This window comes from Myxococcus sp. CA039A (genome assembly GCF_013336645.1).
Lineage (GTDB): Bacteria > Myxococcota > Myxococcia > Myxococcales > Myxococcaceae > Myxococcus > Myxococcus llanfairpwllgwyngyllgogerychwyrndrobwllllantysiliogogogochensis.
In genome coordinates this window covers 1-11,916 of record NZ_JABUMQ010000336.1, presented here as the reverse complement: position 1 = coordinate 11,916, position 11,916 = coordinate 1, and the positions used below count along the sequence as shown (strand labels likewise).

Genomic DNA, 11,916 nt, shown 5'->3' with positions numbered 1-11,916 from the left:
GTGGGAGCGTTGGCGGCGTCGGGGGCCTGCGAGGGAATGGTCGGGTCGGCGACCATCATCTTCTGCAGCTCGGGTGACACCTTCCCGTCGCTCAGTGCCTGGGCCCGCTCGGGCGAGCCGGCCTCGGTGGCCAGAATCTTCGCGGCGGTGGTGCCCGGGATGGAGCCAGCCTCGGAGTAGTGCGGCTGCTCCTTGAGGTAGCTCTTCATGTCCTCGTAGCTCTTGCCGTTGCTCGGGTCGAGCACGCGCTCACCCTGCCGCACGACGACGTGGCCCGCCTGGCCCTCGGCGCCCGTGCGCGAGTCCTTGAGGAACACCAGGTCCGAGCGGCCCTGCAGCTCCGGCGAGCTCTTGCTGACGAAGTCCGCCGCCTTGTCCAGGCAGTTGACCTTGCCGTCCTGGCTGTTCTCCGTGAACAGCGAGGTCGCCGGCGCGGAGCCCTTTCCATCCAGGTTCAGCGTGTTCTTCGCGCCCGCGGCCTCGAAGGTCGACTCGTCCTTCTTGGCTTCCTGCGCCTGGCGCGCGGCCTCGGCGGCCTGACGCGCGGCCTCGGCGGCCTGGCGCGCTGCTTCCGCCGCACGGCGCGCCGCCTCTTCCGCCGCGCGTCGAGCCGCTGCCTCCGCCGCGCGTTGTGCCGCTTCGGACGAACCACCACTGCCTACTCGTTCCACAGTCATTGTCGACTCCTCGAGCCTGAAGGGGGGTGTGGGAAGGCTCAAGTCATGTTGTCTTCTGAATTCTCAGGAGTCGATGTCTGAAGTTGCGCGCGCGTCCCCTTCGGCTCGAGGATGCTTGAAACACACACACCGGGTACATGTGCGCAAGGCGTCAGGTGACGCCTCGGTACGAACAATCGTTCATGCGAGCAGGTGTTTCAGCGCGGCCTCCAGCTCCGGGAAGCGGAAGGTGAAGCCCGACTCCCGCGCGCGCTCGGGCAGCACCCGCTGGCCCTCCAAGACGACCTTCGCCATCTCCCCCATGGCCGCCTTCACCACGAACGCGGGGATGTGCATCACCGAAGGGCGGCCCAGCGCATGTCCCAGCGCATGGGCGAAGGCCGCGTTCGTCACGGGCTCCGGGGCCGTCGCGTTCACCGGGCCGTCTTCCAGGGTCGCGTGCTCCAGCGCGAAGCGCAGCAGCGCCTGGGCGTCCTCGCGGTGAATCCAGCTCACGTACTGCCGGCCGCTGCCCACCGGTCCCCCCGCGCCCATGCGAAAGGGGGGCAGCATCTTGTGCAGCGCGCCGCCGTCCGGGTGCAGCACCACGCCCATCCGCACCACCACCGTGCCGATGCCCGCCCCGCGCGCGCCCCACGCCTCCGCTTCCCAGTCCACACACACGCGCGCCAGGAAGTCGTCCCCTGGCGGGCTCTGCTCCGTCAGCGGCTCCGCTTCGCGCGTGCCTCCGTAGTAGCCAATGGCCGACGTGGACACGAAGCGCTTCACCGTGCCCGCCGCCTTCATCGCCTCCACCAGCGTGCGAGTGCCCTGCACCCGGCTGTCATGGATGCGCTGCTTCGCGTCCCGGCTCCACCGCTGCGCCACCGGCTCGCCGGCCAGATGGATGACCGCGTCCGCGCCCGCCAGCGCCTCCGGAGCCAGCGCCGTCCGCCCGTCGAAGGGCGCCCCCGTCACTCCCGGAGGCAGCTTCTCCAGCGCCCGGGCCACGTCCCGCGTCAGTACATGCACGCCATGGCCCTGGCTCAACAAACCCTGGACAAGCCCCGTGCCGAGAAAGCCCGTGGCACCGGTGACGGCCACCTTCATGGCGCGGCCTCCGGGGCCTTGGGGGCCGCGGGCGTGTTGAGGTCCACCCCCACCAACTGGCTGAGCGCGGAGAAGAACGCCACCTGCTCCTCCGGTTTCATCTTCCCGGAATGCCGGTAGACCAGGGCGCCCTGGGCATCCAGGAGGAGGATGTTGGAGGTCTTCATTGGCAGGCCCCAGGGCGGCGCGCCCAGCGTCCCGTCCATATCCACCAGGATGGGCACGCCCACCTTCTTCTCCTCGTCCCGCACGTAGGACAGCGCAATCTGTCGAGCGGGAAAGAAGTCGAACTTCCTCAGATTCGCCACCGCCACCACCCACGCGGAGCCCAAGAGATTCCGCTCCTTGCCGCGCGCGAAGAGCTCTTCCTTCATCCCCGCGTTGAGCGTCGTGGAGTCCTTGTCCTCATAAAACAGAATTACCGGTTTTCCGCGCCAGCGAGAGAGGCGGACCTCATCTCCGCTGGAACTCCGTAACGTGGCGTCGAGCGGGCCGTCTGCTGGGCTGGAAGCCAACGCGCCCTGCGTGAGCAGGGCCGCCGCCAGTGTGCTTGTGATCCACATCCTCATGAGGTGACCCCCGGTGGACAAGGTTCTTACAAACCCTGTACATAGCCTTGACAAGCCCTCGACGCAAACGCTACGTCTGGGGGGCAGGACCGTCCTGAATCTGGAGGATCACCCCATGGCACTCCCGCGTCCCGCTGCGCAGCCGTTGCCGGGCGAGGTCCCCCTGGAGCAGGCGTGGCTGGGGCTGGTGCACGCGGAGGTGGAGGCGTCGCTGTCGGAGCTGTTCGAGCTGCCGGACGAGGCGGGCCTGGACGCGCGGTGGACGCGGGCGCTGGAGGAGGCGCGGCTGTACGCGCTGCGGCCCGCGAAGCGGGTGCGGCCGGCGCTGGTGATGGCGGGGCACTGTCTGGCGAAGGGCACGCCGGTGGTGCCCTCGGAGCTGTGGCGCTTCGCCGCGGGGCTGGAGCTGCTCCACACCTTCCTCCTGATTCATGACGACGTGGCGGACCGCGCGGTGCTGCGGCGCGGGAGCGCGGCGTTGCACCACCTGCTGGCGCCGGGCCGGACGGGCGAGGACCTGGCGGTGGTGGTGGGCGACCACCTCTTCGCGCGAGCGCTGGAGGCGATGCTGGAGTCGGAGCTGCCGGGCGTGGCGAAGGTCGTCCGCTACTACCTGTCGGTGTGCCGGCACACGGCGGCGGGCCAGTACCTGGACCTGTCGCTGGAGCGCGCGCCGCTGTCGGAGGTGTCGCTGTTCCAGGTGCTGCGCGTGGCCTATCTCAAGACGGCGCGCTACGGCTTCTGCGCGCCGCTGGTGTGTGGCGCGATGCTGGGCGGCGCGAGCCCCGCGCTGCTGGAGGGGCTGGAGCGCGTGGGCCGCCAGGTGGGGCTCGCCTACCAGCTCCGCGATGACCTCATCGGCCTCTTCGGTGACTCCAGCGTGGCGGGCAAGTCGTCGGATGGCGACTTCACCCAAGGCAAGCGGACCTTCCCGGTGCTCGCGGCCTTCGCGCGCGCCACGCCCGAGGGACGTGAGGAGCTGGAGGCGCTCTGGGCCCTGCCGGAGTGTGAGAAGGACACGGTGGCCCTGGCGCGTGCTCGCGCCTTGGTGGAGGCGCATGGCGGCCGTGCCGCGTGCGAGCGGATGGTGGAGCGCGCCTCTCGCGCGGCTCGCCGCACCCTCCAGTCGTTGCCCAACCCCAACGGCGTGAGGGATTTGATGGACGCCCTCATCGCGCGGCTCGCGCATCGCGCGGCCTGAGGAACACATGAGCCCGCGGACACAAGGCAGACGTGTGGTGGTGGTGGGCGCCGGTGTTGGAGGTCTGGCCGCCGCGGCGCGACTGGCGCACCAGGGCTTCGACGTCCAGGTCGTCGAAAAGACGGTAGGACCCGGAGGGCGCTGCAACCGGCTGCGGGTGGACGGCTTCTCCTGGGACATCGGTCCCACCATCGTGCTGATGCCGGAGGTGTTCGAGGAGACCTTCCGCGCGCTCGGCCGCCGAATCGAGGACTACCTGACGTTGCTCAAGTGCGACCCGAACTACCGGGTGCACTTCCGGGATGGCTCGGACGTGACGTTCACCTCCGAGCTGTGCGCCATGGGGCGTGAACTGGAGCGGGTGGAGCCCGGCAGCTATGCGCGCTACCTCGCCTTCCTGGCCCAGGGGCGTGTCCAGTACCGCACCAGCCTGGACCATCTGGTGGGCCGCAACTACGCGGGCATCACCGACTACCTCTCCCCGCGCGTGCTGGCCCGCATCTTCCAGGTGCGTGCCCACCGGCGCATGTACCCGGACGTCAGCCGCTTCTTCCGCGATGACCGGCTGCGCGCGGCGATGACCTTCCAGACGATGTACCTGGGCGTGTCGCCCTTCGAGTCGCCCGCCGTCTACGGCCTGTTGCCCTTCACCGAGCTGGGCGTGGGCATCTGGTTTCCCAAGGGTGGGCTGTACGCCATTCCGCAGGCGCTGGAGCGGGTGGCCATCGAGGAGGGCGTGCGCTTCCACTACGGCACGCCGGTGGAGCGCATCCTCACGGACAAAGGCCGCACCACCGGAGTCCGACTGGAGGGCGGTGAGGTGCTGGAGGCGGACGCGGTGCTGTGCAACGCGGACCTGCCCTACGCGTACGAGAAGCTGCTGGACCCCCAGGCCACCACGCTCAAGCGCCGCGAGTCGCTGCGCTACACCTCCAGCGGCTACATGCTCTACCTGGGCATGCACCGGAAAATCCCGGGACTGTTGCATCACAATGTCATCTTCGGCCGCGACTACCGGGGCTCGTTCGAGGACATCTTCAAGCGCTTCCGCGTGCCGGAGGACCCGAGCTTCTACGTGAATGCGCCCACGCGCACGGACGCGTCGCTGGCGCCCGAGGGCAAGGATTCGCTCTACGTGCTGGTGCCCGTGCCGCACCAGCACCCGTCGCTGGACTGGAAGACGGAGGGGCCGGCGCTGCGCGCCAAGGTCTTCGCGCGGCTGGCGGAGCTGGGCTTCCCGCGCCTGGAGTCGGACATCGAGGTGGAGCGCGTCTTCACGCCGGACGACTGGGCGGGGACCTTCAACCTGGCGCGAGGCAGTGCCTTCGGCCTGGCGCAGAACTTCCTCCAGATTGGTCCGTTCCGTCCGGCCAACCAGGACGCGAAGGTGAAGAACCTCTTCTTCGTCGGGGCCTCCACGCAGCCGGGCACGGGGCTGCCCACGGTGCTCATCTCCGCGCGGCTCGTCACCGAGCGACTGGGAGACTGGGCGCGCCAGCAGGGCGTGAAGCTGGCGCCGCGCGCGGCCCCGGTGAAGGTGGCGGAGGCGGCATGAGCGTGTCCGACGAAAGGGCGCTGGTGCGCCGGGGATACTGGCTGGCCCGGCGGGTGACGCGTCACCACGCCAAGAGCTTCTTCTTCGCCTCCTATCTGTTGTTCGGCCAGCGTCGGAAGGCGGCGTTCGCGCTGTATGCGTTCTGCCGACGGCTGGATGACCTGGTGGATGAGGCCGGCTCCGGGATGGAGGAGTTGTCCGTGCGACTGGGGCGGGCGCGGCGCATGGTGGCGGAGCTGTATGTGCCCATGCCGGAGCTGGCGTCGCGGGAGCTGGGGCCGCCGGGTGGGCGGTTGGAGGGCGCGGCGGCGCGCTCGCCGTGGGACGCGGGAGAGTTCGCCGCGCTGGCGCACACGGTGCGCCACTACCGGATTCCTGAGCAGCCCTTCCAGGACCTCATCTCCGGCATGGAGATGGACCTGACGAAGCACCGCTACGACACGTTTGAGGAATTGGACCTCTACTGCTACCGCGTGGCGGGCGTGGTGGGGCTGATGCTGACGCCGGTGCTGGGGTGCTCGGACGAGGGCGCGCTGCAACCGGCGGCGGACCTGGGCCGGGGCATGCAGCTCACCAACATCCTGCGCGACGTGCGCGAGGACCTGGAGCGGGGGCGGGTGTATCTGCCCTCCCAGGAGCTGGCGTCCTTCGGGTTGTCGGAGGACGACTTGCGGCAGGGGAAGGTGGACGCGCGGTGGCGTGACTTCATGCGCTTCCAGGTGGAGCGCGCGCGGACGTACTACGCGCGCGCGGCGCGGGGCGTGCCGTCGCTCACGGGCTTTGGCAGTCAGCGGATGGTGCGGCTGATGGGCGCCATCTACGGCGACATCCTCCGTGACATCGAGGCGCGCGACTACGACGTGTTCAGCGCGCGGGCGTATGTGACGACGCGCCGCAAGCTGTCGCTGGCCGCCGCGGCCTTCATCCGACCCAAGTCCGTGTTGCCCTCGCTTCCGGGCGAGCCGCGAGTGCCACTGCTGCCGAGCGAAGTGGGGGGACAGCGCCATGGGTGACGCGTGTGCGAAGGCCGGCTCGAGGTCGCTTGAGCGCGGGGGTCGATGGAGGAGCGCGAGTGTCCTCCAGGACACCGAGGTGGCGTGGCGAAGGCGGGGGCCATGAGCACGACGCGTGTCGCGGTGGTCGGCGGAGGAATTGGGGGCCTCACCGCCGCGGGTCTGCTGGCGAAGGAAGGCCACGCGGTGACGCTCTTCGAGGGCGGGGCCTCACTGGGTGGCAAGGCGCAGGCCGTCACCGTGGATGGCGTGACGCTGGACACGGGCCCGACGTTGCTGACGTTGCCGGACCTGGTGCGTGGGACGTTCGAGCAACTGGGCGCGCTCGACCTGATGCCGCCCCTCACCGAGCTGGAGCCGCAGTGCTCCTACCGCTTCGGGGATGGGTGCGCCTTCACCGCGTACAAGGACATGGACCGCACCGCGGACAGCGCCGCCGACGTGAAGCCGGTGGAGCGCAGGGGCATCCGCGGCTTCTACGCGGAGGCCGCCGCCATCTGGGGCGCGGCGGGTGAGCCGTACCTGGAGGCGCCCTTCGAGGGCATGGCCGGGTTCATGGGGCGCGTGGCTCGCCGGGGGATTGGCGCGGTGATGGCGGGCATGCAGTTGTCGTCCCTGCACGGGCTGGCGGTGAAGCACCTGCGCACCGAGCACCTCCAGCAGTACGTGGGCCGCTTCGCCACCTACGCGGGCGCGTCTCCCTACGAGGCGAGCGCGGCCTTCGCGCTGATTCCGCACATTGAGCGCGCGTACGGCGTCCACCATGCGCGGGGCGGCGTGGGCGCGCTGGTGAACGCGTTGGGACAGGCGGTGCGCAGGCTCGGCGTCACGGTGCATCTCCAGACGCGCGCCCGCTTCGCGCACACGCGCGATGGCTACCGCGTGGGACCTGGTGAGGACGCCGCGTGCTTCGACAGCGTGGTGGTGAACGCGGACCCGATGGAGTCCCTGAGTCGTGGAGAGGAGCCGTTGGCGCTCTCCGGCTTCGTGTTGTTGCTGGAGGTGGAGGGGCGTCCCGCGCTGCCCCACCACGCGGTGCTCTTCGGGAGGGACTACCGGCGCGAGTTCGACGAACTGTTCAGCGGGCAGCTCGCGTCGGACCCGACGGTGTACTTCTGCAACCCGTCCGCCACGGATGCCACCATGGCGCCTCCGGGACGCACGGGTCTGTTCGTCATGGTGAACGCGCCGCCTTTGCCCGTGGATGCCGCGGAGGCGGACGTGGCGACGCGTGCCTGGGAGCTTCAGGCCGAGCAGGTGAAGGCGCAGATGTTCGAGAAGCTCGTCGCGCACTTCCCGGAGCTGAAGGGTCGCGTGCGAGTCATCGGCCAGCGCTCGCCGGTGGACCTGGCCGCGCAGGGGGCACCGGGTGGGTCCATCTACGGCTTCCTGCCGCACGGCAAGCTGGGGCCGTTTCGTCGTCCGCGCATCCGGGGCAACACGCCGGGCCTGTTCTTCGCGGGAGGAGGGACGCACCCGGGTGGGGGCGTGCCCCTGGTGATGCTGTCCGGCCGTTTCGCCGCGGAGATGGCCTCCGTGCACCTGCGGAGGGGCGAATGAACACCTTGCGAGACATTCCCGCGCTGCCCATCGAGGCGGGGGCCTATCGCTGGTTCTACGCGGACGTGACGGCGGGGCCCTACAGCGCGGTGTGTATCTTCATGCTGGGCTCGCTGTTCTCCCCGCGTTATTCGGTGGCGGCGCGACGGGGCGGCCGGCCCATGGAGCACAGCGCGGTGAACTTCGCGCTGTACCACGAGGGTGTGCGCCGCCTGTGGGTGTTGAGCGAGTACTCTCGCGCGGAGGTGGAGTCGGCGGGGCGGTTGCGGATTGGACGCTCGACGCTGACGTATGGAGAGGGCGGAACGGTGCGCATGGACGTGGAGGACTGGACGGCGCCCTGGGGTCGGCCCGTGAGTGCGCGCCTCACCCTGGAGCCGCTGACGCCGGTGGGCGAGGTGGTGCGGTTGATGCCGGAGCTTCCGCACTACTGGCAGGCCCTGGCGCCTCGAGCGCGTGCGCGACTGGAAGTGTCGTCGCTCGGCGTGAAGGCGGAGGGGTTGGGCTACCACGACACGAACCACGGTGAGGAGTTGCTGGGCGAGCGGCTCGCGGGCTGGCACTGGGCGCGCACGCATCGCGGGGATGCGACGACGGTGGTGGACTACCACCTGCCGGATGGTGTGGCGCCGCTGCGGATGACGGCGTGCGAGCAGAGCGTGCGTTGTGAGCGGGGGCCGGGGCCGCAGACGCGTCCCACTGTCATCACGGGCTGGGGCCTGCGCGTGCCCACGCGTTTGCAGACGGGCAATGTGGAAGTGGGTGAGGCACGGCTTCTGGAGTCCTCGCCGTTCTATGCGCGGCTGGAGGCTCGCAAGGGCGCACTGGACTGCATGGGTGAGGTGGCGGACTTCCGCCGCTTCCACTCGCCCTTCATCCGCTGGATGGCGCACTTCCGGACGCGGCTGGGGACGGCGGCATGAACGCGCCCGTCCTCCTGTGTCTGGGCTGGGCCGTGCTCGCGACGGGCTTCAGTGGCGTCGCGCTTGCGCGCCTGCTGCGCGTGCGCAGAGGCGGCTCGTTCATGGGGGCACGGCCAGCGCAGGGGCTCCGCGGTTCGATGGAGACGTCCTCGCTTCGGAGCACGGAGCAGTCCGCAGCGGTCCTGCGTGCTCAGCCCGCGCGGAGTCACCTGCATTCAGAGGATGTGCTCGCACCTCGGGATGAGGAGCCGCCCACCGAGGACCTGCGCCCTCAATCAGCGAAGAGTCCCCTTCATCCTGAAGAGGCGCTCGCGCTTCGGAGCCAGGACGTGCCTGTCGAGTCCCCGCGCACCACTCCTTCGGTGCTGCTCCTGCGCCCGGTCGATGCGCCTACGCCTCGAGAGCTGGAGAACCTGGCGCTGCCCATCGAGTACGCAGGCGCGCTGGAGCAGGTGGTCGTGTCTCCCTATCGGCCTCGGCTCGCGCCCGGCGTGCGCTGGCTGCCGAGCGACCCGCTCACCCCCAACCGCAAGGTGGGCCATCTTCTCTATGCTTTGGAGACGCTCCCCACCGAGGGCCGCGTGGTCCTCTCCGTCGACGCCGATGTCGCGGTGACCGGCGCGCTGGTGGAGGGACTCGTGGCTCCTCTGGTCCGAGGTGCCGCGCTGAGCACGGCCGCCCCCACACCCGTGGACGTGCGTGACGGAGCCGGCCGCGCCATGGCCGGATTGCTGCGCTACACGCACCACAGCTTCCTCGCGCTGCACGCGATGAGCGCGGGCGCGAAGGCCGTGTGTGGCAAGGCCCTGGGCCTCTCCCCCGAAGCCATGGAATCGCTCAAGTCCCTGGCCGACCACATCGGCGAGGACCTGGAGCTGTCGAAGCGCCTGCATGCCCGCGGTCTGGACGTCGCGCTGAGCGACGCGCCCGCGGTGGTTCCCCTGGGCGACATCGGCGCTTGGGAAGTCCCACTGTCCCGCTTCACCCGCTGGATGCGCGTGCTGGCCAGTCACCGCCCCGCGCTGTACCCCACGGTGCCGCTGCTGTTCACTCCCACCGTGCCACTGGTGTTGCTGGCGGCGCTTCTGGGCTCGCCCGTGCTGTCGCTCGCGGTGGTGTCGCTCGTGGGTGTGCGCTCGCTGCTGGCGCTCCGACTCGCGGTGCTCGGCGCGCCTCGCGCGGCGGGTGTTCGCGACGCGAGCCTGGGACATGCGCTGACGGACTGGCTCCTGGGTGAGATGTTGTTGCTGACGGCCTTCGTCATCTCCCTGGGTCGCCAGGGGATGGTGACCTGGCGGGGGCGCACGTACGCGCTGCTGCCGGGAGGCCGCATGGTCCGGGTGTCGCCGGAGCTGACGGGAGGACCTGGATGACCTACGCGCGTTTCCTCGGGCTGTTCGTCGTACTGCCCATCTTCTTTCTGCTGTGGCGCTACCGCCGCACCTTCACGGCCCGAAGCCTGGCGCCCATGGGCCTGCTGCTCGTGGTCGTCTACGCGGCGACGTCACCCTGGGACAACCTGGCGGTGAAGTGGGGCCTGTGGGGCTTCGATGAGACCCGCATCTGGGGCATCAAGCTGGGCTACCTGCCACTGGAGGAGTACCTGTTCTTCGGCCTCCAGACGCTGCTGGTGGGACTGTGGGCCCGGGCCCGGCTCGCCCGCGCGCTGGCTCGGCCCGTGACGACACCGGCGTCGGCTGCGGAGTCCACGGTTTCCTCCGAGCGAGCCCTGTCCCCGAGCGAGGTGTCCTCATGATGGATTCGCGCTGGGCCTACCTCATCCATCTGGTTGGCTGGACGCTGCCGCTCATCGTGTTCCAGACGGTGGTGCTGGTGCGCCACTACAAGGAACGCTCCGGCGCGGTGCTGCGCGCGGTGCTGCCGCCCGCGTTCATCATCGGCATCTATCTAGCGGTGGCGGACCACCTGGCCATCTCCACGGGCATCTGGAACTTCGGCGAGGGCCTGCACCTGGGCATCTACGTGGGGCTCGTTCCCCTGGAGGAAGTGCTGTTCTTCCTGCTGACCAGCGTGCTCGTGTCGTTGGGCCTGGCCCTCTTCACGGGGCTGGTGGAGCTCTTGACGAAGAAGGAGGCCGGGGCGTCGTGATTCCCGCCGCCAAGGGAGGCCCCTTCGGGTGGGCGCTGGACGCGTACATCGGGTGGAAGTTCCGCTCGGCGTTCCGGGGCCTGTGGGTGCGCGGTGAGCTGCCCGCCGCCGGCCCTGGGAGGCTGGTGTACCTGAACCACGCCAACTGGTGGGACGGCTTCATGCTGCACCAGCTCTCCCGGGTGGCGGGGTGGGACGCCTACTGCCTGATGGACGAAGAGAACCTGCGCCGCTACCCCTTCCTGGCGCGCATCGGCGCGTTCAGCATCCGCCGCAAGGACGCGGTGTCGTCGGTGGAGTCGCTGCGCTACGCGAAGGACCTCCTGAAGCGTCCGCGCGCGGCGCTGTATGTCTTTCCCGAAGGCGAGCACCGTCCCTTCGGCGAGCTGCCGCTGCGACTGGAGCGCGGCGTGGAGCTGCTGGCGCGCGTGGCCAAGGTGGAGTGCGTGCCCATTGGCGTGCGCTACGCCTTCTTCGAACACGAGCGCCCGGACGTGCTGCTGGAGGTGGGCACGCCGCATCCGCCCGGCTCGCTGGCCGTCTTCCAGCAGGGCCTGGAGTCGGTGGTGCGAAAGCTGGCGGCGGTGACGACGCTGGAGGGCTTCACGCGCAAGGTGTCGGGCGCGCGGGGCGTGGCGGAGAAGTGGGATGCGGCCCGGGGAGTGGGGCCATGATGTTGCGCATCCGCACCATCGCCCGGCTGACGGGCATCCGAGAGGCGACGCTGCGCGCATGGGAGCGGCGCTACGGCTTCCCGCGTCCGATGCGCTCGGAGGGCAACAACTACCGCGTGTATTCGCGCGAGGAAGTGGAGGCCATCCGTCGCGTGGCGCGCCTCATCGAACTGGACGGCCTGGCGGTGAGCGAGGCCATTGCCCAGGTGGTCGCCTCCCCCGTGAAGACGATGCCCCGCGCGGAGCGGCACCAGGAGCGCTTCTGGGCCGCCGTCATACTGCTGGACGGGGACGAGGTCTCGCGCGTGCTGGACGAGGCGCAGGAGGCGATGGACGTGGACACCTACTGCGACGGCTTCCTGATGCCGCTCCTGCGGGAGATGAGCGCGCGGCTGGATGTCGCCCGCGAGCACCTGGCGTCCGGGTACGTCCGCCAGCGGCTGCGGCAGGTGCTGTCGAGCCTGGAGAGCACGGCGAACGGGCCCCGCGCGCTGCTGGCGTGCCCGGCGGGGGACTTCCATGAAGGGGGCCTGCTGGGCCTGGGGG

12 protein-coding genes and 1 pseudogene are annotated in these 11,916 nt (G+C 70.0%); 10 read left to right on the top strand and 3 right to left on the bottom strand.

All coding sequences use genetic code 11. From position 1 onward, the window contains the following. From HR086_RS38550 to HR086_RS38540, 3 genes and pseudogenes are all read right to left on the bottom strand, one after another. Positions 1–677 (bottom strand): annotated as a pseudogene (locus HR086_RS38550) (hypothetical protein); the annotation flags it as partial. 180 nt (positions 678–857) lie between these two features. After that, positions 858–1,766 carry a TIGR01777 family oxidoreductase gene (locus HR086_RS38545; protein ID WP_174459830.1) on the bottom strand — a complete coding sequence of 303 codons (909 nt, stop codon included), beginning with the start codon at positions 1,764–1,766 and terminating at the stop codon, positions 858–860. Continuing rightward, the gene (locus HR086_RS38540) at positions 1,763–2,140 is read right to left on the bottom strand and encodes a hypothetical protein (protein WP_246137697.1); all 378 of its coding nucleotides are present in this window, start codon (positions 2,138–2,140) and stop codon (positions 1,763–1,765) included. The genes HR086_RS38545 and HR086_RS38540 overlap by 4 nt, the downstream gene beginning before the upstream one ends. A gap of 310 nt (positions 2,141–2,450) precedes the next feature. Between HR086_RS38540 and HR086_RS38535 the strand changes: the two genes are divergently transcribed. The 10 genes from HR086_RS38535 to HR086_RS38490 form a co-directional block, all read left to right on the top strand. Then, complete coding sequence (locus HR086_RS38535) at positions 2,451–3,536, top strand: polyprenyl synthetase family protein (protein ID WP_141647704.1); 1,086 nt, start codon at positions 2,451–2,453, stop codon at positions 3,534–3,536. A gap of 7 nt (positions 3,537–3,543) precedes the next feature. Beyond that, complete coding sequence (locus HR086_RS38530) at positions 3,544–5,091, top strand: NAD(P)/FAD-dependent oxidoreductase (protein WP_174468119.1); 1,548 nt, start codon at positions 3,544–3,546, stop codon at positions 5,089–5,091. Continuing rightward, positions 5,088–6,104 carry a phytoene/squalene synthase family protein gene (locus tag HR086_RS38525; protein WP_174459828.1) on the top strand — a complete coding sequence of 339 codons (1,017 nt, stop codon included), beginning with the start codon at positions 5,088–5,090 and terminating at the stop codon, positions 6,102–6,104. The genes HR086_RS38530 and HR086_RS38525 overlap by 4 nt, the downstream gene beginning before the upstream one ends. A gap of 102 nt (positions 6,105–6,206) precedes the next feature. Next, positions 6,207–7,664 carry an NAD(P)/FAD-dependent oxidoreductase gene (locus HR086_RS38520; protein WP_174459827.1) on the top strand — a complete coding sequence of 486 codons (1,458 nt, stop codon included), beginning with the start codon at positions 6,207–6,209 and terminating at the stop codon, positions 7,662–7,664. Continuing rightward, on the top strand, positions 7,661–8,587 hold the full coding sequence (locus tag HR086_RS38515; RefSeq protein WP_174459826.1) for a carotenoid 1,2-hydratase: 927 nt from the start codon (positions 7,661–7,663) through the stop codon (positions 8,585–8,587). Before HR086_RS38520 ends, HR086_RS38515 begins: the two co-directional genes overlap by 4 nt. Beyond that, the gene (locus HR086_RS38510; RefSeq protein ID WP_254613963.1) at positions 8,584–9,960 is read left to right on the top strand and encodes a glycosyltransferase; all 1,377 of its coding nucleotides are present in this window, start codon (positions 8,584–8,586) and stop codon (positions 9,958–9,960) included. The genes HR086_RS38515 and HR086_RS38510 overlap by 4 nt, the downstream gene beginning before the upstream one ends. Then, complete coding sequence (locus HR086_RS38505; RefSeq protein ID WP_141647699.1) at positions 9,957–10,343, top strand: lycopene cyclase domain-containing protein; 387 nt, start codon at positions 9,957–9,959, stop codon at positions 10,341–10,343. Before HR086_RS38510 ends, HR086_RS38505 begins: the two co-directional genes overlap by 4 nt. After that, the gene (locus HR086_RS38500; protein ID WP_141647698.1) at positions 10,340–10,696 is read left to right on the top strand and encodes a lycopene cyclase domain-containing protein; all 357 of its coding nucleotides are present in this window, start codon (positions 10,340–10,342) and stop codon (positions 10,694–10,696) included. The genes HR086_RS38505 and HR086_RS38500 overlap by 4 nt, the downstream gene beginning before the upstream one ends. After that, the gene (locus HR086_RS38495) at positions 10,693–11,370 is read left to right on the top strand and encodes a lysophospholipid acyltransferase family protein (RefSeq protein ID WP_174454433.1); all 678 of its coding nucleotides are present in this window, start codon (positions 10,693–10,695) and stop codon (positions 11,368–11,370) included. The genes HR086_RS38500 and HR086_RS38495 overlap by 4 nt, the downstream gene beginning before the upstream one ends. Beyond that, on the top strand, positions 11,367–11,916 hold a 550-nt coding region (locus HR086_RS38490; RefSeq protein WP_174468118.1), incomplete at its 3' end, for a MerR family transcriptional regulator. The genes HR086_RS38495 and HR086_RS38490, both read left to right, overlap by 4 nt.